The organism is Enterobacter cloacae complex sp. GF14B (genome assembly GCF_004136805.1).
Lineage (GTDB): Bacteria > Pseudomonadota > Gammaproteobacteria > Enterobacterales > Enterobacteriaceae > Enterobacter > Enterobacter hormaechei_C.
This window is the reverse complement of the sequence record NZ_QFRV01000007.1, coordinates 46,837-66,577: the sequence shown is the minus strand read 5'-3', so window position 1 is coordinate 66,577 and position 19,741 is coordinate 46,837. Positions and strand designations below refer to the sequence as shown.

The window sequence follows — 19,741 nt, the reverse complement described above, 5'->3', positions numbered from 1 at the left end:
GGGTGGCGGCTTAAGGTTTCGCCACAAACCCAATCGCCTCGTACACCGCTTTCAGGGTTTCCGACGCGCGCGCGCTGGCTTTTTCTGCGCCCTCTTTCATCACTTTTTGCAGGAAAGCTTCGTCGTTACGGTAACGGTGATAGCGCTCCTGCAACTCGGTCAGCATGCCGGAAACGGCGTCTGCCACTTCGCCTTTCAGGTGGCCGTACATCTTGCCTTCAAAGTGTTTTTCCAGCTCAGGGATGCTCTGTCCGGTCACACCGGAGAGAATGTCCAGCAGGTTGGATACGCCCGCTTTGTTCTGCACGTCGTAGCGCACCACTGGCGGCTCATCGGAGTCGGTCACCGCACGCTTGAGCTTTTTCACCACCGATTTCGGATCTTCCAGCAGGCCGATAACGTTGTTGCGGTTATCGTCAGACTTGGACATCTTTTTGGTCGGCTCCAGCAGGGACATCACGCGCGCGCCGGATTTCGGAATAAACGGCTCAGGCACTTTGAACACGTCGCCGTAAAGCGCATTGAAGCGCTGGGCAATATCGCGGCTCAGCTCCAGGTGCTGCTTCTGGTCTTCACCCACCGGCACCTGGTTGGTCTGGTACAGCAGAATGTCGGCCGCCATCAGCACCGGATAGTCAAACAGACCGGCGTTGATGTTCTCAGAGTAGCGCGCAGACTTATCCTTGAACTGGGTCATGCGGCTCAGCTCGCCGAAATAGGTGTAGCAGTTCAGCGCCCAGCCCAGCTGCGCGTGCTCTGGTACGTGAGACTGAACGAAAATGGTGCTCTTCTCGGGATCGATACCGCACGCCAGGTACAGCGCCAGCGTATCGAGCGTTGCTTTGCGAAGCTTCTCTGGATCCTGACGCGCGGTGATAGCATGCAAATCCACGATGCAGTAAATGCAGTGGTAGTCATCCTGCATGCTCACCCACTGACGTAACGCACCCATGTAGTTACCAATGGTCAGTTCACCTGAAGGCTGTGCGCCACTAAAAACGATGGGCTTAGTCATTATTCAATTCCTGATGTTCACTGTGCGAGAGCCCGAGTGCGGGCAACAAATCTTTGAAGTGGTCGAACACAACGTCCGGCTCACTCAGCGTAATGGCTTCACCGTAGTTGTAGCCGTAGGTCAACCCAACCGACGGGCAACCTGCCGCTCTGGCAGCCAGAATATCATTGCGGGAATCCCCGACAAAGAGCAGCTCCGCAGGTGCTAAGGATAATTTTCCTGCCACCAGCAATAGCGGTTCCGGATGCGGCTTTTTATTCTGTACGTCATCGCCGCCCACAATCACGGAGAAGTATTTCGCGATATCCAGCGCTTCCAGCAGAGGCGCAACGAACGGTGTCGGCTTGTTAGTTACCAGCCCCAGCGGGATGCCTTTAGCATATAGCGCGCTCAGCGTTTCAGCGACATCCGGGAACAGGAAGCTGCCCTCTTCGACGGTCTCTTCGTAGAAACGGTCGAACAGTTTGCGCAGAATACGCTGCTGCTCATCCTGGGGAATATCCGCGTGGTCAACACTCGGTTTACCTTGCGCGGAACGCTGAGAGGCACGCTCCTGACGAGCCCAGGTCAGCGCGCGCTCCATCAGCACGTCTGCACCGTTACCAATCCACGTCACGACGCGCTCTTCGCCTGCAACGGGGAGTTCAAGGGCATACAGCGCCTGATCGACGGCGCTGGTTAATCCTGGCGCGCTGTCGACCAGCGTGCCGTCGAGGTCAAATGCTACACCCCGAATAGCCTGCAATTTATCCATGACTTACCTTCGCCAGTTCACGGCGCATTTCATCAATGACTTTTTTGTAATCCGGTTGATCGAAGATGGCGGAGCCTGCGACGAACATATCCGCCCCTGCCTCCGCAATCTCTCCGATGTTATTGACCTTCACGCCGCCGTCCACTTCCAGACGAATATCATAGCCAGACTCATCGATACGGCGGCGCACTTCACGCAGTTTGTCGAGGGTCTGAGGGATAAATGACTGACCACCAAAGCCTGGGTTGACGGACATCAGCAGGATCACGTCCAGCTTGTCCATCACGTAGTCGAGATAGCTCAGCGGGGTCGCCGGGTTAAAGACCAGTCCCGCCTTACAGCCGTTCTCTTTGATCAGCTGTAGCGTGCGGTCAACATGTTCGGAGGCTTCCGGGTGGAAAGTGATGATGCTGGCACCCGCCGCGGCGAAATCGGGTACGATGCGGTCAACCGGTTTCACCATCAGATGCACGTCAATGGGCGCGGTGATCCCGTAGTTACGCAGTGCTTTAAGCACCATCGGACCGATGGTCAGGTTGGGAACGTAGTGGTTATCCATAACGTCGAAATGGACGACATCCGCGCCAGCCGCGAGAGCTTTAGCAGTGTCTTCACCCAGGCGGGCAAAATCGGCCGACAGAATTGAGGGGGCAATCAAAAACTGTTTCATCCGCATCTCCTTGAAATGTGTTTACCGGCGGGCAAAGGCTCAGGGTCGATAAAGCGCCAGAAGTTCGTCCACCTTTTTACGTGTGCCGCCGTTGCTGCTAATGCTACGCCGCACTTTTACCTGAAAATGCTTCGCGGCTTTGTACCATTCGCGCGTATCAGGCGTGTCGTGATTCGAAATTAACACCGGAATTCTTTTGCTGACCAGCTTTTCCGCCATCTCAGCCAGACGAGCCTGCTCGGCCGGGCTGAAGCTATTGGTGTGGTAGGCGGTGAAATTTGCCGTGGCAGACAGCGGCGCGTAAGGCGGGTCGCAGTAGACCACCGAGTTTACGCCCGCCAGCTCCATGCACTCTTCATATGAGAGACAGTAGAACTCGGCATTCTGCGCTTTTTCAGCAAAGTGATACAGCTCGTCCTGCGGGAAATAAGGACGCTTATAGCGGCCAAACGGCACGTTAAACTCGCCACGCAGATTATACCGGCACAGACCGTTGTAGCCATGGCGGTTGAGATAAAGAAACAACAGCGCGCGACGGAACGGATCCTGGCTTTGATTAAACTCAGCGCGGAACTGATAGTAGACGTCCGGGTTGTTGTTCTCTGGCGTAAACAGCTTCCGTGCCTCTTTCACATACTCATCGGTACGCAGTTTGACGATGTTATAGAGGCTAATAAGGTCGCTGTTGATATCCGCCAGGATATAACGAGAAAAATCGGTATTCAGGAACACCGATCCAGCACCCACGAAGGGCTCGATAAGACACTCGCCTTTCGGCAGGTGCTTTTTAATATCGTCGAGCAGGGGGTATTTCCCCCCTGCCCATTTCAGAAAAGCGCGATTTTTTTTCATGCTGACTAACTGATTACACCTTCTCCGGCTGTGGAGAAAGCTCCGACAGCATCCTGCGCTTTAAACATTACTTCAGATCGGCCTGCACCTGATGAATCGGCTTCGCCCACGGGTTTTTCGCCTGCACGTCGGCTGGCAGCGTGGAAACGGCACGTTTTGCTTCATCTTTGGAAGCATAAATACCACTCACCAGCACATACCACGGTTGACCGTTACGGGTCGTCTGATAAACCACGTAGTTTTTCAGATTCGATTTCTTCGCCCAGGCGTTGAGGTTGTCATAGTTAGACGAACTGCTCAGCTGAAGGGTGTAGTTGCTGGAAGAGGCCGACTGCAAAGAACCCACGTTGCCCGTCGTTTTACCTGGCGAAGCGCCCGTTTTGGCTGCGGGAGCCGCAGGTGTTGTTGCAGCAGGTGTTGTTGCAGCAGGTGCGGTTGTGGTCGCCGTTGCTTTCGGTGCAGCGGTTGCCGCAGGCGTTGGCGCTTTAACCGGCTGGCTCACCGCAGGTTTTGTCTGCGCTGGCGCTTTCGTTTCTGGCGCTTTTGCCACGGCCTGTGGTTTCGTCTCACGCTTCGGCTCAATAACAGCCTGCTTACGCTCCTGGCGTGGTGCAGTCTGCGTCTGGCGCGGTTTGGTTTCCGTTGCCGCCGTCTGCTGCTGGGCATTGCTGCCATGAACTGGCGCAACGGTGGCTGGTTCAGTTGGCAGCGTGGAGTTCACCACGGCAGCGTTAACCTGTTCCTGATTCTGCGGCTGCATCAGCGCGTTGTTCAGATCGCCCTGAACCTCAACACGCTGCTGGCCTTCAGGCGTAGCTGGCGCCTGGCCCTGAGTCGGGGTAGAAGAGACAGGCGGCAGAGAGATATCCTGACCGGCGCTGGTGTTGCCTGCGGTCTGCTCTGCGGAAGTGGTGCCCGGCGCAGGCTGAGCGCCATTCGCCTGGTTGCTCGCATCGTTACCAGACAGGTCGATGCTCTTCTCGGCAGACGCGGTCTGCTCGGTAGAATGGGTAGAAGGGGCTTTTAGCGCGGAACCAATGCCGACAATCAGCAATACCAGCACCAGAACGCCAAGGCCCATCATGATGTACTGACGGGAGGCCGGTTTTGCCGCTACCGCTTTTTTACGCTTGCGCGGTCGACGTTCAACAGGCTGTTCATCCATTAACTCTTCTTCGGATTCAAACTCCTCGTCTTCACGCTCATTGCGCGCGTTGCGGCTACGCGAAGGGCGACGATCGTCTGCATCCAGATCGACATCGTCAAAGTTGATCTGCGGCTCGTTATCACGTTCTGAAGATTGACGAGAACGACCAGTACGACGATCGCTGGGATCGGGTTTCAGCTCGTCTTCTGGTTTGAATTCATCCATTTAACACCCCACTCAAAGGCTTCTGCCAACGACTCTGCATTAACCTGAAGCTAAAACGACCACCTGTTACAGCGGTCTGACCTTTCTAGTTGTTACGCTTGCTGACAATCAGCAATAGCGCCAAGTACGACTTCGTGCGGCACTCCGCCGCGCACTTCACTTTTCCCTATTGCAAGCGGGAGTACCAGACGCATCTCACCTGCTAATACTTTTTTATCGCGCATCATGTGGGGAAGGTACGCCTGCGCAGACATTTCCTGCGGACCACTTACCGGCAAGCCAGCACGTTTAAGCAACGCGATGATACGTGCTGTCTCTTCCGGCCTGAACTGCCCCAGACGTTCAGAGGCACGCGCCGCCATAACCATTCCGGCAGCGACAGCTTCACCGTGAAGCCAGTTACCGTAGCCCATTTCGGCTTCGATCGCATGACCAAACGTATGCCCCAGATTCAGTAAAGCACGTAAGCCGGTTTCACGCTCATCTGCGGCAACGACTTCTGCTTTCAGCTCACAACAACGGCGAATACAGTAGGCCATTGCCTGCCCGTCGAGGCGCAGCAGCGCATCCATATTCTCTTCCAGCCAGGTGAAGAACTCCCCGTCAAGAATAATGCCGTATTTGATCACTTCTGCAAGGCCGGACGCCAGTTCGCGCGCTGGCAAGGTTTTCAGACAGTCGAGATCCACCACCACCGAGGCGGGCTGGTAGAACGCGCCAATCATGTTTTTGCCGAGCGGATGGTTAACCGCCGTTTTACCGCCCACAGAAGAATCGACCTGTGAGAGCAACGTGGTTGGAATTTGAATAAAGCGCACGCCGCGCTGGTAGCTGGCGGCTGCAAAACCGGTCAGATCGCCCACAACGCCGCCGCCCAGGGCAAGCAGTGTTGTATCACGACCGTGCGGTTTTTGCAGAAGTGCGGTAAAGACGGTATCCAGTACCGTCAGGCTTTTGTACTGCTCGCCATCGGGCAGAATCACACTGTCGACCTTCACGCCCGCCTGCTCAAGCAGGTGACGTACACGGTCGAGATAAAGCGGAGCCAGCGTCTCGTTGGTGACCAGCATCGCCTGATCACCCGCTTTCAGTGGTAAGAAGGAAGCTGGGTCGTTAAACAAACCAGCCGCGATGGTGATAGGGTAACTACGTTCCCCGAGAGTAACTGTAATCCTCTCCATGACGCGACATCCACCTTAAATGCTTTTACCCGCAGGCGAGTGTATATATAGCCAGAATCAGTTGCTTTCCAGCATATGAATAATCTGGTTTGCAACCACTTTAGCGCTTTGATCGTCAGTACGAATGGTCACATCAGCAATCTCTTCGTACAGAGGATTGCGTTCATCGGCCAAAGCTTCCAGAACTTCACGTGGCGGTGTTTCAACCTGCAACAACGGGCGCTTTTTATCACGCTGCGTGCGTGCCAGCTGTTTTTCGATGGTCGTCTCAAGATAGACCACTACGCCACGGGCGGAGAGACGGTTGCGGGTTTCGCGAGATTTTACAGAGCCGCCGCCAGTTGCCAGCACAATGCCCTGTTTTTCCGTGAGTTCGTTGATCACTTTTTCTTCTCGGTCACGGAAACCTTCTTCGCCTTCTACGTCGAAGACCCAGCCCACATCCGCTCCGGTTCGTTTCTCAATCTCTTGATCAGAATCGTAAAATTCCATATTGAGTTGTTGAGCTAACTGACGCCCAATAGTGCTTTTGCCGGCACCCATAGGCCCAACCAGAAAGATATTGCGTTTCTCTGCCATTTTTTCGGTACTACTAAGACTATTCGTTAATGGTAATCCCCGCTGCGCAGACACCCGGCGTAGCAGGACATGAACTGAAACCTCATTTGCAATAGAGCGAGAGTCAGACGAAAAATTATCTCAATACTCCGGCTTGTTTGGCAACTGATTAAATCACCGTTCCCGGCGCATAAGGAAATAAGACGTAAGTCCAACTCAAATCGGTACTCCTTGTATGCTAATTCATGCCCCACGTCAAACATCTGCAACAAACTGAATGCAAAATCATTGCGGGGATCGTTACCCATTACTGAATACTGACCAGACGTGGCGTGATAAACACCACTAACTCGCGCCGTTCGTTATCTTTTCCGTCATGGCGGAACAGCTGACCCAGCCACGGAATGTTGCCCAGCACGGGCACGCTGTCGCGTCCGGTTTTATTCTTTTGCGAAAAGATCCCGCCCAGCGCGAGCGTTTCCCCACTTTTTACCTCAACCTGCGTTTCGATCTCCTGCTTATCGATCGCCAGCGTTTCGCCGTCTGCCTGTTGCAGCACCTGGCCGGGCATATTTTCACTGATATGCAATTTCAGGCGCACACGACCACCCGGCAGAACCACCGGCGTGACCTCCATGCCTAATACCGCTTCTTTAAATTCAACGGATGTCGCCCCGCTCTCGCCGCTGGAAACCTGATACGGAATTTCGCTGCCCTGCTTGATGCTGGCCGGCTGCATGTGCGATGCCAGCAGCCGCGGGCTGGCGATGATATCCACCTGCTGCTTTTGCTCAAGCGCCGACAACTCAAGATCCAGCATCCTGCCGTTGATGCGCCCGATGTTAAACCCTGCGTGGGTGGTCGCACTGGCCACCGACAGGTCCGCACCCAGCGTCGTGACCTGACCCACTTTACTGGCCTCCGTTGCGTCAGCGAGGTTCCATTTCACCCCCAGTTCACGCAGGCTTTTTTCACTGATGGTCACAATCTGCGCCGCCAGTTCCACCTGCTCGACGGGCAGATCCATCTGCACAGCCCAGCGCTGGAGCATATCCACCACCGTCTGGTTATCCCTGACCAGGAAACGGTTGGTGCGCTTGTCGACGGAGAGACTGCCTTTCGGGCTTAAGAGCTTTTCCGCCGCTTTTTGCAATTCGGCCGCATCCGCATAAGCAAACGGAATGCTGTGAGAGTGCAGCGGGGCGTCGAGCAGACGCTGGGCCCGCTCCTGCTCTTTACGCGTCTGTTGCTCCCGTTGCCAGGCCGCCGTATGCACATAAAAAATGCCGCCCTCTTCCCGCAATACCAGCCCGGCGCTGTTCACTACCGTCTGAAGCGCCTGCCTCCAGGGCACCCGCGTTAAATTCAGCGAAAGCGAACCGCTGACATCCGGCGACACCACCAGATTGCGATCCTCCTGCGCTACCAGCGCCTGTAATATTTGCACCACCGGGACATCATCCACCAGCAGGGTGACCGGTTTTGGCGTCGCGGCCCACAGGGGCTGGCTGAGTACCGCCAGTAACAGCCCTATCCTTATCTTCACTTTTTTTCGTTCCTTCTCGTTGCCATGTCCATCGCTTCGGCTCGCACATATCGCCGACATCAACGGTCAGTTGTTGTCTATCTATCGCGCTCACCCGCCAGCCTGTCGGTAACCGCATCTGCGTTTTTACCCGGTGCCAGCGTTTCTGCCCGTCCTGCATAAGGCCGATATCCCTGCTGCCGCTGACTATCCCCTGATACCGCCACTGGCTGAGCTGCCCGGCTGCGCAACGCTCTTCCGGCACAGAGAAGGGATCCCGCATCCCGGTCAGGAAAAGCTGAGAAAGCAGGATGACTAGACGGGCTTTACTGCGCATGACCGATCTCCAGTTGCAGGCTGAGGCGTAACTGTTTGCCCTGTGGGATGATGGAAAACGCACTCACCCGCACGTTCTCAAGCGCCAGCCGGGAAAAGAGCGCCGGAACCGCGCCCCATGAGGCATCCAGCGCCAGCTCTCCCCCACTCTGCTGCGGCTTCCAGTACACCAGCCTTGCGTCCTCACGCTGAAATGCCAGGGGAGAAAAGGGCCGCGAGGGCGTCACTTGCGTAAACACTGCTTGCCGTCCGGCCTCTGGCCACAGCGAGGCGTTGATTCGCTTCGCACTGATGGCCTGCGCCTGAACATCGGCGTAACGCAGAGCAGCGGGCCTGAGCAGTAGTCCCCAAATTGCCCACGCAACAAGCCCCGACGCGATCAACCAGCAAAGGACGCGCCGGGAAGGACGTGCATCAGCCCAGCGTTGATACCAGATACCCACCGGCTACCTCCGGCTATGCAGTTTAAAAGAGAACATCCATCGCCCCAGGCTATCCTGTTGCAGTTCGCCTGCCGGTCCGGGGTTAAATCCCGTCACCCTTTTCAGCGCATCGGTCATGGCTGCGAGCGCTGGCAGTGAAGTGGTATAGCCGGTCAGGGTCAGCGAGGGTGGCTGATAACGCAGCGCCGTCAGCCACGCCTGCCGGGGCATTGCGCTGGCAAGCGATTCCAGCGCGGGTTGCCAGGCCGGATCAGACGGCGGCGAAGGGGTTTTCAGCCCCGCTGACTGCGGCTGACGGGCTCTCAATACTTTCTGCACCGCCCGTGTCCCCGCCAGTTCGCGCTGCAACGCCTGTAACGCGAGAGACTGCGTCGCCCGCAGGCTGATACCACCCGCCAGCATCACCAGCAATGAGGCGGCAAACAGCATCCCCCAGAAACGCAGGCGCTGATTACGTTGCTGCCGACGCCAGGGTAAAAGATTGGGCATGCTCATTACGGCGCCTCGCTCATGGCCAGCGCCAGGGCGACGGTGTAATCAGCACCGCATTCCGGCAGCGGCGGCTGGCACAGCGTCACCGCTTCCCAGGGATCGCGGGCAGCATCAAACACGGCGATATCAGAAGAAGAAAGCGCAAGCAGCGCCGCCAGTTCATTCACCGTCGCCGCTTCTGTGGTGTAGCGCCGCCCCCACTGGTGACGCATCGCCCATAGCCACTGGTGTTGATCTCTCCAGGCGACGCACCGGGCGGGGGCAACAGCAGAGAGAAGATTAGCCAGCGCGCCGGCATCCGGGGCGATTGCTGCCAGACGCAAACGCAGCGCGTTCGCCAGCGTCAACAGGGTATCGACCTCTCTGTTTTGCGCTGCGGTAACCTGAAAAGTGTTGCTGAACGTATCCTGCGCGTAGTCAAAGCAGAGCGTATCGGCGGGCATCTCCAGCTCACGCGCTAATGCGGCGCCTACCCAGATGAGCTGTTCGCTGTCACGCAAGGTAACGGATGGACGGGGCAACGCGCGTTGCAGAACGCGCGTTGCCGGAAATGAGAGGAATACCCGATGCGAGTGCGGCAATGTTTTCCGCCAGCCACGTAATGCGTTAACCAGCTCTTCTGGCTTAAGTATTTTGCCTTCCCCGATAACGCCGTCCGACAGCGGCACCGCCCACCAGCGCCGTAAACGCCATCCGGCCCGCTCTCTGGTCAGCGCTACCGCAACCACCTTATCCTGTTGAATATGAACACCTGTTTGCCACGTTTTAAAAGCCATGCTTCACGATCTCCTTATCGCCCGTCGGAGTGACGGCTATATCAATGAATCAGGCTTGCCTTTATACTACCGCGCGATTGTTTAGAAACTGCCCAGGCTAAACCAAATGGGAAATCTCCGGTGAAGTTCGTAAAGTATTTATTGATCCTTGCAGTCTGTTGCATTCTGCTGGGAGCAGGCTCGATTATTGGTTTGTACAAATATGTCGAGCCGCAACTCCCTGATGTCGCCACGCTTCGTGATGTGCGGCTTCAGATCCCTATGCAGGTCTATAGCGCCGATGGTGAACTGATGGCGCAATACGGCGAGAAACGTCGTATCCCTTTGACCTTAAATCAAATCCCACCCGTGATGGTGAAGGCTTTTATCGCCACCGAGGACAGCCGTTTTTACGAGCACCACGGTGTCGATCCGGTCGGTATTTTCCGTGCGGCAAGCGTGGCGCTGTTCTCCGGTCATGCCTCTCAGGGGGCAAGTACCATTACCCAGCAGCTGGCGCGTAACTTCTTCCTCAGCCCGGAAAAGACGCTGATGCGTAAGATCAAAGAGGTGTTCCTCGCGATCCGCATTGAGCAACTGCTGAGCAAAGACGAGATCCTTGAGCTTTACCTCAACAAGATCTATCTGGGCTACCGCGCCTATGGCGTAGGGGCTGCGGCTCAGGTCTATTTTGGTAAGCCGATCGATCAGCTCACGCTGAGCGAAATGGCGACCATTGCCGGCCTGCCAAAAGCGCCATCCACGTTTAACCCGCTCTACTCGCAGGACCGCGCCACCGCGCGCCGTAACGTGGTGCTGTCGCGTATGTTGAGCGAAGGCTATATCAGTCAGTCTGAGTACGATAAGGCGCGCAGCGACGTTATTGACGCCAATTACCATGCGCCGGAAATCGCCTTCTCTGCACCGTATCTCACTGAAATGGTTCGCCAGGAGATGGTGAGTCGCTACGGTGATAAAGCGTATGAAGATGGTTATCGCGTCTATACCACCGTGACCCGCAAAGTGCAGCAGGCTGCCCAGCAGGCGGTGCGTAATAACGTGATGGATTACGATATGCGTCACGGCTATCGCGGCCCGTCCAACGTGCTGTGGAAAGTGGGGGAAGGCGCATGGGACAGTAAAAAAATCACTGATTCCCTGAAAGCGCTGCCGACCTATGGCCCGCTGCGTCCGGCTGTCGTCACCCAGGCCGATCCACAGGAAGCGGTGGCGATGATGGCCGATGGCACATCCGTTTCGCTGCGCATGGAGGGTGTCCGCTGGGCGCGTCCGTACCGCTCTGACACTCTTCAGGGCCCGACGCCACGTAAAGTGACCGATGTGGTACAAACCGGACAACAAATCTGGGTCCGTCAGGTCGGTGATGCCTGGTGGCTGGCGCAGGTGCCGGACGTCAACTCTGCGCTGGTCTCCATCAATCCGCAGAACGGTGCCGTGATGGCGCTGGTTGGCGGGTTCGATTTCAACCAGAGCAAATTTAACCGCGCGACCCAGGCACTGCGTCAGGTTGGTTCGAACATCAAACCGTTCCTGTATACCGCGGCGATGGATAAGGGGCTGACGCTCGCCAGCATTCTCAACGACGTGCCAATTTCCCGCTGGGATGCCGGTGCGGGCTCTGACTGGCAGCCGAAGAACTCTCCGGCGCAATACGCTGGCCCTATCCGTCTGCGTCAGGGCCTTGGCCAGTCGAAGAACGTGGTCATGGTTCGCGCGATGCGTGCGATGGGCGTTGATTATGCGGCAGAGTATCTGCAACGCTTCGGCTTCCCGGCGCAAAACATTGTTCATACCGAATCTCTGGCGCTCGGCTCCGCGTCCTTTACGCCGCTCCAGGTCGCTCGTGGCTACTCGGTGATGGCGAACGGGGGATTCCTGGTCGATCCGTATTTCATCAGCAAAATCGAGAACGATCAGGGCGGCGTACTGTTTGAAGCGAAACCGAAAATTGCCTGCCCTGAATGCGATATTCCGGTGATTTACGGCGACACGCCAAAATCCAATGTCCTGGAAAACAAGGATATGGAAGATGTGGCGATCTCTCAGGAACGTCAGAATCTGGCGGTGCCGCAGCCTCAGCTGGAACAGGCCAATCAGGCGCTGGTCGCCCAGAGTGGCGCGCAGGAGTACGCCCCGCACGTGATCAGCACGCCGCTGTCGTTCCTGATTAAGAGCGCACTGAACACCAACATCTTTGGCGAACCGGGCTGGCAAGGCACCGGCTGGCGAGCGGGCCGCGATTTGCAGCGCCACGACATCGGCGGCAAAACCGGGACAACCAACAGTTCAAAAGATGCCTGGTTCTCAGGTTATGGCCCGGGCGTTGTCACCTCGGTCTGGATTGGTTTTGACGATCACCGCCGCACTCTGGGGCGCACAACCGCTTCTGGCGCGATTAAAGATCAGATTTCCGGTTACGAGGGTGGGGCTAAGAGTGCGCAACCGGCCTGGGATGCTTACATGAAGGCCGCTCTCGAGGGCGTGCCGGAGCAGCCGCTAACGCCTCCGCCGGGCATTGTCACGATCAATATTGACCGCAGCACTGGACAGCTCGCGAATGGCGGCAACAGCCGTGCCGAGTATTTCATCGAGGGTACGCAGCCAACCACGCAGGCAGTGCATGAGGTGGGTACAGAGATCATTGATAACGGCGAGACGCACGAGCTGTTCTGACGCCGACAAAAAAGCCGGGTGGCGACTACGCCTGACCCGGCCTACAACATCAATGCAAAACGGCAACCTTCGGTTGCCGTTTTTAATGGTGGCGCTACAAACGACCCTGCCCCTTCAGCCACTCTCGTACCAGGAACAGTGCGCTCACGTTGCGTGCCTCGTTAAAGTCAGGATCTTCCAGCAAATCCATCAGATGAGCCAGCGGCCAGCGAACCTGCGGCAGCGGTTCCGGCTCGTCTCCTTCCAGCGATTCAGGATAGAGATCTTCCGCGACAACGATGTTCATTTTGCTGGAGAAATAGGACGGCGCCATGCTCAGCTTTTTCAGGAACGTCAGCTCTTTCGCGCCAAAACCGACCTCTTCTTTCAGCTCCCGGTTTGCCGCTTCAAACACCGTTTCGCCCGGATCGATCAGTCCTTTGGAGAAGCCCAGCTCGTAGGATTCAGTGCCCACGGCGTATTCACGAATGAGGATCAGGTGCTCGTCGACGATAGGCACTATCATCACCGCTTCACGCGAGGAGGGGCGCATACGCTCATAAACACGACGCACACCGTTGCTGAACTCCAGATCCACGCTTTCGACATTAAACAGACGCGATTTCGCGACGGTTTCAACATTCAGAATGGTGGGCTTTTGTAAGGGTTTGGTCATCTTGACGGGTCTTTGCTGGGTGAACTGGCTTTATTGTGCGATACGCCGCACGGTTTCGGCAATGTCAATTGCTCTTTATTTACATTTATGCAACGTAATTGAATGCGATTCTCATTTCAAAACAAATGTCAAGAGGTTGAAATGTTTCCAGGAATTTGCTGATATCGCGCCGGAACAGGCTTTGTTATCATTACCGGTCACTGGGATGCGCGTCAACATGCTCAAGTTAGACTCCATACTTGCCGATAGCCGACCACAGAATCTCATTCATTGTACAAAAGGTGCGACTGACAACACCTGTAAGAAGATAAGTAAGATGGGGAAAGCATGAGCACCATTTTGATTTTTCTCGCTGCTGTGCTGGCCTGCGCGTCGATTGCGGTGTGGGTATTCAGGCGCCGCGTACATCGCCGTTATCGGCTGCCCTTTTTAAACGCGTTCGCCGGGGCAAACACGCGCAAGCTTTCGCCAGAGGAACGCAGCACCGTTGAGCAGTATCTCGACACGCTGAACCGATCCCGGCTTTCGCCTGGCCCTACCGGCGCCAGCACCGCCCCCGTATCGCTCAACCTTAACGCCCAAAGCGACACCGTTCTGTGCGTGACGCGCTCCATTACCCGCTATGGCATCACAACCGACGATCCCAACAAATGGCGTTACTATCTCGACTCTGTTGAAGTACACCTGCCTCCCTTCTGGGAACAGTATATTAACGACGAAAACAGCGTCGAGCTCATCCATACCGATACGCTGCCGCTGGTTATCTCCCTCAATGGTCATACTCTGAGCGAATATGTTCAGGAAGCGCCACGCTTTGCGCTGGAACGCGCGAGCGGAACGCAGGCCTCTATTCGTGGTGAAGAGACAGAGCAGATTGAACTGCTCAACATCCGCCAGGAAACGCATGAAGAGTACGTCCTGAGCCGCCCGGATGGCATTCGCGAAGCGGTGCTGATTGTCGTCTCGTTCCTGCTCTTTTTCATCTGCCTGCTGACGCCGGACGTGTTTGTTCCGTGGCTCGCGGGTGGCGCAGTACTGCTTCTGGCCGCCGGGCTGTGGGGCATATTTGCCCCGCCGGCAAAAACGTCATTACGCGAAATTCACTGCCTGCGCGGAACCCCAAAACGCTGGGGACTGTTCGGTGAGAACGATCAGGAACATATCAACAATATCTCGCTCGGGATCATCGATCTTATCTATCCACGCCACTGGCAGCCGTGGATTGCGCAGGACCTGGGCCACAAAACGGATATTGATATCTATCTCGACCGCCACGTTGTACGCCAGGGACGTTACTTATCCCTGCACGACGAAGTAAAAAACTTCCCGCTTCAGCACTGGCTTCGCAGCGCGGTGATTGCCGGTGGCGCCGCGTTAATCTTCCTCATGCTGCTGCTTTTCGTGCCGCTGGATATGCCAATTAAATTTACCCTGTCATGGATTAAAGGGGCGCAAACCGTGGAAGCCACCAGCGTACAGCAGCTCGAAGAAGCGGGTGTACGCGTGGGGGATACGTTGCGGCTGAAAGGCACCGGGATGTGTAATATCCACTCACCGGGTGCCTGGAACACGCGCCAGAACTCGCCGTTCGCGCCGTTCGACTGCTCTCAGATCATCTGGAATGACGCCTCTCCGCTGCCGCTGCCGGAATCGGATGTGGTCAATAAGGCCACTGCGCTCACCCAGACGATTAATCGCCAGCTCCATCCAAAACCGGATGATGATTCTCGCGTCAGCCCTGCCCTGCGTTCGGCTATTCAGAAGTCGGGCATGGTGCTGCTGGATGACTTTGGCGAAATCGTCCTGAAAACCGAGGATCTCTGTTCCGCCCAGGATGACTGTATCCGGCTGAAGAACGCGCTGGTCAACCTCGGCAACAGCAAAGACTGGGACGCGCTGGTGAAACGCGCCGAAGCGGGACGCCTGGACGGTGTGAACGTGCTTCTGCGTCCGGTCAGCGCCGAGTCGCTGGATAATCTGGTGGCGACCTCTACCGCCCCCTTCGTGATGCGTGAAACCACCCGTGCCGCCCAGGCGCTTAACAGCCCGGCGCCGGGCGGTTTTGTGATTGCCAGCGATGAAGGCAGCGACCTGGTGGATCAACCTTATCCGCAGGTTTCGCTGTATGACTATCCTGCCCAGGAGCAGTGGAGCGAATTCCAGCGTCTGGCGCAGATGCTGATGCAGACGCCATTCAGCGCGGAAGGGATCGTCACCACCCTCTTCACCGACGCCAACGGCACGCGTCATATTGGCCTGCACCGTATGCCGGATAGCGCTGGCCTGTGGCGCTATATAGGGACATCCCTGCTGCTGATTGCGATGCTGGCGTGCATCGTCTGGAACGGTTATCAGGCCGTACGCCGCTATCAGCGTTCCCGCACGCGGCTGGCAGAAATCCAGGCCTACTACGAAAATTGCCTTAACCCGAAACTGATCTCCTCTTCTGAGAGCCTGATCGGATAACGTCCCTGCGCGACAAGTTGTGCTACCCTGTCGCGCACGTTTCTTCTGGCTGGAGTTCCCCCTTATGCATCTTGATATCGACTGGCAGGCGGTCGATACCGTCCTGCTTGATATGGACGGCACGCTGCTTGATCTCGCCTTTGATAACTATTTCTGGCAAAAGCTGGTCCCGGAAACTTACGGTGAACAGCAGGGGATCTCCCCGGCAGAAGCGCAGGAATTCATTCGTTCGCAATATAGCGCGGTGCAGCATACGCTAAACTGGTACTGTCTTGACTACTGGAGCGAGCGACTCGGTTTGGATATTTGTGCCATGACCACCGCCCAGGGCGCACGCGCCGTACTGCGCGACGATACGGTCCCGTTCCTGGATGCGCTGAAAGCCTGCGGTAAGCGCCGTATTTTGCTGACAAATGCGCATCCCCATAACCTGGCCGTGAAGCTGGAACATACCGGTCTTGCTTCGCACCTTGATTTATTGCTTTCCACCCACACATTTGGTTATCCGAAAGAGGATCAGCGGTTGTGGCATGCCGTGGTAGAAGAAACCGGTTTACAGCCGGAACGCACGCTGTTCATTGACGACAGCGAGCCGATTCTGGATTCTGCGGCCGCTTTTGGCATTCGCTATTGTCTGGGCGTGACCAATCCGGATTCCGGCCTGGCTGAAAAAATCTATCTGCGACATCCGGGGCTGAACGACTATCGCCGGATGATCCCCTCACTCACCGTGAAGGAGACGCCATGAAAGAAAAACCCTCTGATGGGGTAAGACTGGATAAATGGCTGTGGGCCGCCCGTTTTTACAAAACGCGCGCCCTTGCCCGTGAAATGGTTGACGGCGGAAAGGTGCATTACAACGGTCAGCGCAGCAAACCGAGCAAGCTGGTTGAACTGAATGCCACGTTAACGCTTCGCCAGGGCAACGATGAGAAAACGGTGGTGGTGAAAGCCATTACCGAACAACGGCGGCCCGCAACCGAAGCCGTTTTGCTGTATGAAGAGACGGCCGAAAGCCTAGAGAAGCGCGAGAAAACCGCGCTGGCGCGCAAAATGAACGCGCTAACTATGCCTCACCCGGACCGGCGACCGGATAAAAAAGAGCGCCGCGATCTGATGAAATTTAAACACGGTGAGAGCGAGTAACCCTCACCTGCACGAGAGATGAAAATGGCCCAACACGACCAATTACACCGCTATCTGTTTGAACAATTCGCCGTGCGCGGCGAGCTGGTCACTGTATCCGAAACCTGGAAACAGATTCTGGAAAACCACAACTACCCGCTGCCGGTGAAAACCCTGTTGGGCGAACTGCTGGTTGCCACCAGCCTGCTGACCGCCACGCTGAAGTTCGCTGGCGATATTACCGTTCAGTTGCAGGGTGATGGCCCGATGTCGCTGGCGGTGATCAACGGTAATAACCAGCAGCAAATGCGCGGCGTGGCGCGCGTTCAGGGCGATATCCCTGAAAATGCGGATCTGAAAACGCTGGTCGGAAATGGCTACCTGGTTATCACGATTTCGCCTGAAGAGGGTGAGCGCTATCAGGGCGTTGTCGGTCTGGAAGGCGACACGCTTGCCGCCTGCCTGGAAGATTACTTTATGCGTTCCGAACAGCTGCCAACCCGTCTGTTCATCCGCACCGGTGAAGTAGATGGTCAGCCTGCTGCCGGTGGTATGCTGCTTCAGGTTCTGCCTGCGCAGGATGCACAGACCAATGATTTCGAGCATCTGGCAACGCTGACGGAAACCATCAAAGCGGAAGAGCTGTTCACCCTGTCGGCGACCGACGTGCTGTGGCGTCTCTACCACGAAGAAGAAGTGACGGTTTACGATCCGCAGGCGGTGGAATTTAAGTGCACCTGCTCCCGCGAGCGTTGTGCTGGCGCCCTGAAAACGCTGCCGGATGAAGAGATCGACAGCATCATGGCGGAAGACGGTGAAATCGATATGCACTGTGACTACTGCGGTACGCACTACGTGTTCAATTCGATGGATATCGCGGAGATCCGCAATAACGCCTCTCCGGCGGATCCGCAGGTTCACTAAGCTCTGAGCCTGATGCCCGGCGGCGCTATGCTCGCACGGGCCTACAATGAATTGTGCAATTTTTTGATATGATTGCTAATTGTAGGCCGGGTAAGCGTAGCGCCACCCGGCAAGAAAAATCACTAACGCCACTGCGCATTATTGTAACTGTCGTAGCTCATATCGACACGCTCCCCAAAAATCTCAATATCCGCCCAGGGCTTCACGACAGATTTCACTTTCCTCTGCCTTAATGCGCGGTCAAGTTCTCCTCTGGTCAATGCCTCCGGCATTTTCCACGCGTCCCCGGCGATCCTCCAGCCCGTGTTAGTTTGTGTGTAAGCCACGATCGTGCGATCGGTAAATTGAAATAGCACGGCTTCCGGCTTGCCGTCGCTGTTAAGATCCAGCGGCATAAGTAAACAGTTACTCTGGGCGCTATCGCAGCTCTCGAAGCGATACTGATTGCTGAGCATGGCTTGCCACAATGTCTTATCAGGATGAGCCATTCCCGGTGCGAGCTGGACCTGTTTTTCCAGCATCGCGGCGGTCATCTTACCTGCTCCGCCAGCATTCCTGGAGAGAAGACCATTTATTTCACGCTGGCGTTTTGGGTTAGAGATAAACTGCGGATCGTTTTGCAGCGTGAGCATCGCCTCCCGCCCCTTTCGTCCAGCGTTACTGAGCATATACAGGCTGACTTGATCCGCAGTTATTCTGCCGTCCTGATAGCGGGCCATATGGCTTGCAACACTTATTCGCCACGGATCCAGCACGGGGGTATGGACCAACGCCAGGAAAATGAGGGAAAGCAGCCCGGTCGCCGGGATGACGTACGCATGGATCTTCTGCGGTTCACGGCGCTGAATCAGAGCGCTGGCGCAAAAACCGATCGCCCAGACCAACGCCACGATGGTTATCAATACCCCGTACAGACGCTCGGGTGACCAGCCGTATTGCGAAATGCGTAGCCACAGCGCCCACCCCGCCAGAACCGGATACGCGGGTACGATAGCCACAGCGAGGCGAATCATCCCTCGCAGCGGGGCATAGTAAGGCAGTGTTTGACGCTGTGGATGCCACACTATCGTCACCAGGAATAACAGCAGCAGCGCTAAGGTGGTCAGCAAGCCCGCGGCGGATATTCTGGCTGAAATGGATTCAAAGCCGACAAAAGGCAACGCGCCAATAAAGAGCAGCGCCAGCGCCGCCATTAGGGGAAGCAGACCGGTGGCGATGAGGGTCAGCAGATTTTGCAAGGCATGGATTAACCTTACCTGCATACGCGTGAGCACGGCCGCACTGGCTGAAACCACGCCAATCGCCACTGAAATAAACCCGTCAGAATGAAAGAAAAGACGATCAAAAAAGCCGATGCCGATAAGTTCGAAAAGCTCGGCCCAGAGGAAAAGCACCAGCCAGAAGAGACCATTCGAAACAAAAATAATGAGCAGTGTCAGCGCGTTATGCCAGTTTCGTTGATAAAAGTCGCTGTAGAACGAGGTAGTCGGGACGGGATCCAGACGCCGCTGAAGCCATGGCAACACGAACAGCGTCATCAGCAGCAGATGAAAGCCGAAAACGAGCATCTCATCTCTGAGATTCCAGCTTTCGAGTCCTGCAACGCTCCACTTAAGCCAGCCGCCCATACCCGCGACTGCCGCGCCGATCATCCCGAGTGACAGCCACAAAAATGGCTTTCTGAATGACGTCATGGCAAGAGACAACGTGGTTGTCATTACCACGGTGGCAGGTACTACACACATCAGCCACAGCGTATCCGATGGCAATTTTGCGTACTCGATATACCACGTGATTACATAGCAAATTACGCCCTGTAGAGCCCCCGCCAGCACGACGGCTACGCGCGTTAAAGCGGATAACGTCTCACGGTTTTCCATTTCTCATCCCTTGTTCATGAAAAATCTATTGTCTCATCAAAGCA

Annotated in this window: 19 protein-coding genes; 5 read left to right on the top strand and 14 right to left on the bottom strand. The window is 56.1% G+C overall.

All coding sequences use genetic code 11. From position 1 onward, the window contains the following. Positions 1-10 precede the first annotated feature (10 nt). The 12 genes from trpS to pilM form a co-directional block, all read right to left on the bottom strand. On the bottom strand, positions 11-1,015 hold the full coding sequence (gene trpS, locus DD606_RS04180; protein ID WP_023298773.1) for a tryptophan--tRNA ligase: 1,005 nt from the start codon (positions 1,013-1,015) through the stop codon (positions 11-13). Further along, entirely contained in the window at positions 1,008-1,769 is a 762-nt protein-coding gene (gene gph, locus DD606_RS04175; RefSeq protein WP_032608044.1) for a phosphoglycolate phosphatase, read from the bottom strand. The genes trpS and gph overlap by 8 nt, the downstream gene beginning before the upstream one ends. Continuing rightward, positions 1,762-2,439 (bottom strand): ribulose-phosphate 3-epimerase, encoded by a 678-nt coding sequence (gene rpe, locus DD606_RS04170; protein WP_032608046.1) that lies wholly within the window; start codon positions 2,437-2,439, stop codon positions 1,762-1,764. Before rpe ends, gph begins: the two co-directional genes overlap by 8 nt. Positions 2,440-2,478: 39 nt before the next feature. Continuing rightward, positions 2,479-3,291: an adenine-specific DNA-methyltransferase gene (dam, locus tag DD606_RS04165; RefSeq protein WP_129258263.1), complete on the bottom strand. Its 813-nt coding sequence runs from the start codon at positions 3,289-3,291 to the stop codon at positions 2,479-2,481. Positions 3,292-3,358: 67 nt separating this feature from the next. Further along, positions 3,359-4,663, bottom strand: a complete 1,305-nt coding sequence (gene damX, locus DD606_RS04160) for a cell division protein DamX (RefSeq protein WP_045349841.1) — start codon at positions 4,661-4,663, stop codon at positions 3,359-3,361. Between the two features lie 92 nt (positions 4,664-4,755). After that, complete coding sequence (gene aroB / locus DD606_RS04155) at positions 4,756-5,844, bottom strand: 3-dehydroquinate synthase (protein WP_003861631.1); 1,089 nt, start codon at positions 5,842-5,844, stop codon at positions 4,756-4,758. Between the two features lie 57 nt (positions 5,845-5,901). Next, on the bottom strand, positions 5,902-6,423 hold the full coding sequence (gene aroK, locus DD606_RS04150) for a shikimate kinase AroK (RefSeq protein ID WP_003861630.1): 522 nt from the start codon (positions 6,421-6,423) through the stop codon (positions 5,902-5,904). Positions 6,424-6,709: 286 nt separating this feature from the next. After that, positions 6,710-7,948, bottom strand: a complete 1,239-nt coding sequence (gene hofQ / locus DD606_RS04140) for a DNA uptake porin HofQ (protein WP_023314949.1) — start codon at positions 7,946-7,948, stop codon at positions 6,710-6,712. Beyond that, positions 7,860-8,264, bottom strand: a complete 405-nt coding sequence (locus DD606_RS04135; RefSeq protein WP_048244976.1) for a HofP DNA utilization family protein — start codon at positions 8,262-8,264, stop codon at positions 7,860-7,862. The genes hofQ and DD606_RS04135 overlap by 89 nt, the downstream gene beginning before the upstream one ends. Further along, entirely contained in the window at positions 8,254-8,433 is a 180-nt protein-coding gene (locus tag DD606_RS26360; RefSeq protein ID WP_022651950.1) for a hypothetical protein, read from the bottom strand. The genes DD606_RS04135 and DD606_RS26360 overlap by 11 nt, the downstream gene beginning before the upstream one ends. A 276-nt stretch (positions 8,434-8,709) precedes the next feature. Next, a complete protein-coding gene (locus DD606_RS04125) occupies positions 8,710-9,201 on the bottom strand; it encodes a PilN domain-containing protein (RefSeq protein ID WP_072140025.1) in 492 nt (163 codons plus the stop codon). Continuing rightward, complete coding sequence (gene pilM, locus DD606_RS04120) at positions 9,201-9,974, bottom strand: pilus assembly protein PilM (RefSeq protein WP_129258261.1); 774 nt, start codon at positions 9,972-9,974, stop codon at positions 9,201-9,203. Before pilM ends, DD606_RS04125 begins: the two co-directional genes overlap by 1 nt. Positions 9,975-10,094: 120 nt before the next feature. On the opposite strand from pilM, the gene mrcA reads away from it, so the two are divergent. Continuing rightward, positions 10,095-12,647, top strand: a complete 2,553-nt coding sequence (gene mrcA / locus DD606_RS04115; RefSeq protein ID WP_023314953.1) for a peptidoglycan glycosyltransferase/peptidoglycan DD-transpeptidase MrcA — start codon at positions 10,095-10,097, stop codon at positions 12,645-12,647. A gap of 94 nt (positions 12,648-12,741) precedes the next feature. On the opposite strand, the gene nudE is transcribed toward mrcA, so the two are convergent. Beyond that, complete coding sequence (gene nudE / locus DD606_RS04110; RefSeq protein WP_003861622.1) at positions 12,742-13,302, bottom strand: ADP compounds hydrolase NudE; 561 nt, start codon at positions 13,300-13,302, stop codon at positions 12,742-12,744. A gap of 327 nt (positions 13,303-13,629) precedes the next feature. Here nudE and DD606_RS04100 point away from each other — a divergent pair, with 327 nt between their 5' ends. The 4 genes from DD606_RS04100 (at position 13,630) to hslO (ending at position 17,817) form a co-directional block, all read left to right on the top strand. Then, positions 13,630-15,768 (top strand): intracellular growth attenuator family protein, encoded by a 2,139-nt coding sequence (locus DD606_RS04100; protein ID WP_023314954.1) that lies wholly within the window; start codon positions 13,630-13,632, stop codon positions 15,766-15,768. Positions 15,769-15,832: 64 nt separating this feature from the next. After that, positions 15,833-16,516: a GMP/IMP nucleotidase gene (gene yrfG / locus DD606_RS04095; RefSeq protein ID WP_112017687.1), complete on the top strand. Its 684-nt coding sequence runs from the start codon at positions 15,833-15,835 to the stop codon at positions 16,514-16,516. After that, positions 16,513-16,914, top strand: a complete 402-nt coding sequence (gene hslR / locus DD606_RS04090) for a ribosome-associated heat shock protein Hsp15 (RefSeq protein WP_112017686.1) — start codon at positions 16,513-16,515, stop codon at positions 16,912-16,914. The genes yrfG and hslR overlap by 4 nt, the downstream gene beginning before the upstream one ends. Positions 16,915-16,932: 18 nt before the next feature. After that, positions 16,933-17,817: an Hsp33 family molecular chaperone HslO gene (gene hslO / locus DD606_RS04085; protein ID WP_006812239.1), complete on the top strand. Its 885-nt coding sequence runs from the start codon at positions 16,933-16,935 to the stop codon at positions 17,815-17,817. Positions 17,818-17,939: 122 nt separating this feature from the next. Here hslO and DD606_RS04080 read toward each other — a convergent pair whose 3' ends face one another. Continuing rightward, the gene (locus tag DD606_RS04080) at positions 17,940-19,697 is read right to left on the bottom strand and encodes a DUF4153 domain-containing protein (RefSeq protein WP_045345647.1); all 1,758 of its coding nucleotides are present in this window, start codon (positions 19,695-19,697) and stop codon (positions 17,940-17,942) included. Between the last annotated feature and the right edge of the window lie 44 nt (positions 19,698-19,741).